General features: G+C 61.5%; 1 protein-coding gene. It reads left to right on the forward strand.

From position 1 onward, the window contains the following. Positions 1–134 precede the first annotated feature (134 nt). The gene (locus tag AWB69_RS45015; protein WP_062093207.1) at positions 135–1,868 is read left to right on the forward strand and encodes an IS1634 family transposase; all 1,734 of its coding nucleotides are present in this window, start codon (positions 135–137) and stop codon (positions 1,866–1,868) included. Positions 1,869–1,937: the final 69 nt, after the last annotated feature.

Raw genomic sequence — 1,937 nt, forward strand, 5'->3', positions numbered from 1 at the left:
CCGTACTTTTCCCCATCAATTAGCCGAAACCTCCGCTAGCATTGGGTTTCGGCTATTTTTAGGGTTTAGGTGTAGCCATGTAATTACATGTTTTATCCTTGTTTTTCCCGGTAGATATGCTTTACTTGGTGTTCATGTATATCGAACACGTCCCCAACCGCAACTCGCCACCCGCGGTCCTCCTGCGCGAGTCGTATCGCGACGGCAACAAGGTCAAGAAGCGCACCCTCGCGAACCTGTCGTCGCTGCCGAGTGAAGTGATCGAAGGCTTGAAGGTCCTGCTGCGCGGTGGCGTCGCCGTGTCGTCGGTCGATGAAGCCTTCGTGATCGAACGCAGTCTGCCGCACGGGCATGTGGCCGCCGTGCTTGGCGCGGCGCGCGCCTGCGGTGCCGAGCAGTGGTTCGCGCCCGCGCCGCTGCGCAGTGTGATCATGGCGCTGCTGGTGGCGCGGGTCGTGTCGCCCGCCTCCAAGCTCGCCACCCATCGCATGTTGCGCGACGAGAGCGCGACCCACTCGTTATCGCGCCTGCTTGGCCTCGTGGACGTCGAACTCGAGCAGGTCTATGCCGCCCTCGACTGGTTGGGCGAGGCTCAAGAGGGCATCGAGAAGCGGCTTGCCAGGCAGCATCTGGGCGGCAGTACGCTGGTGCTCTACGACCTCACTTCCACGTGGGTGACCGGACGCCGTTGCGAGCTCGCCGCGCACGGCTACAGCCGCGATGGCAAGCGTGACGACCCACAGATCGTGTTCGGTTTGATCTGCACGTCGGAAGGATGTCCGGTGGCGGTCGAAGTCTTCGCCGGCAACACTGCCGATCCGGCCACCGTGGCGCCTCAGGTCGCGAAGCTCAAAGACCGCTACGGGATCGACAAGCTCGCCTGGGTGGGCGACCGGGGCATGCTCACGCAAGCCCGTATCGATACGCTCTTGCGCCCGGCCGGCCTGGACTGGGTGAGCAGCCTGCGCGCCCCGCAGATGGCCGCGCTCGCCCGCGAGAAGGGACCGTTCCAGCCCTCGCTATTCGATGAGCGCAACCTGCTCGAAGTGACGAGTGAAGCGTTCCCCGGCGAGCGGCTGGTAGTGTGCCGCAATCCGTTGTTGGCCGAGGAACGCACCCGCAAACGCGAGGCGCTGTTACAGGCCACCGAACAGGAACTGACCCAGATCGCCGAAGCGACCACGCGCGTACGCAACCGGCTCAAGGGCATCGAGGCAATTGCCTTGCGCGTGGGCCGTATCATCGATCACTTCAAAATGGCCAAGCACTTCGAATTGAACATCACCGACTCGGGCTTGAGCTGGCAGCGCAAGACGGAGCAGATCCAGCAAGAGGCCGCGCTTGATGGTCTGTATGTTGTGCGTACGAGTTTGCCGGCAGCGGCTCTGTCAGCCGAGTCGGCCGTGACGGCCTACAAGGGTCTGGCGGTCGTGGAGCGGGCCTTCCGTTCGCTGAAGACGGTCGATTTGCAGGTCCGACCGGTATTTCATTGGAATACCCAACGCGTGCGCGCGCATGTCTTTCTGTGCATGCTCGCTTACTACGTCGAGTGGCACATGCGCGAGAAGTTAAAGCCGATGCTGTTTGACGATGAATACGTCGAGCAAGCGCGGGCAGCCCGGCCTTCGCCAGTGGCCAAGGCGCAACGCTCGGAACAGGCGAAAGCCAAGGACGCCTCCAAGCTCACCGAGGATGGCTTGCCGGTCCACAGCTTTCGCACCTTACTCGACGATCTGGCTACGCTCAGCTACAACGTCTGTCACACACCACTCAATCCAGACGCCAAGATCGTGATGACCACTCGGCCCACACCCGTTCAAGAAAAAGCCTTCCGCCTTCTGAACGTCAACGCCGCCTGTACCCAGTAGCTATCCTGCGCTCGCACGCATAACAGCGTGAAATCAATGGCTTATGTTTGTGATCGAGTCAAAGTTCGG

The sequence above is a fragment of the Caballeronia udeis genome (genome assembly GCF_001544555.2).
GTDB classification, from domain to species: domain Bacteria; phylum Pseudomonadota; class Gammaproteobacteria; order Burkholderiales; family Burkholderiaceae; genus Caballeronia; species Caballeronia udeis.

What these genes read in the sequence shown, in the direction of transcription:
- AWB69_RS45015 (WP_062093207.1), top strand. Translation starts at nt 135, where the DNA reads ATGTATATCGAACACGTCCCCAACCGCAACTCGCCACCCGCGGTCCTC.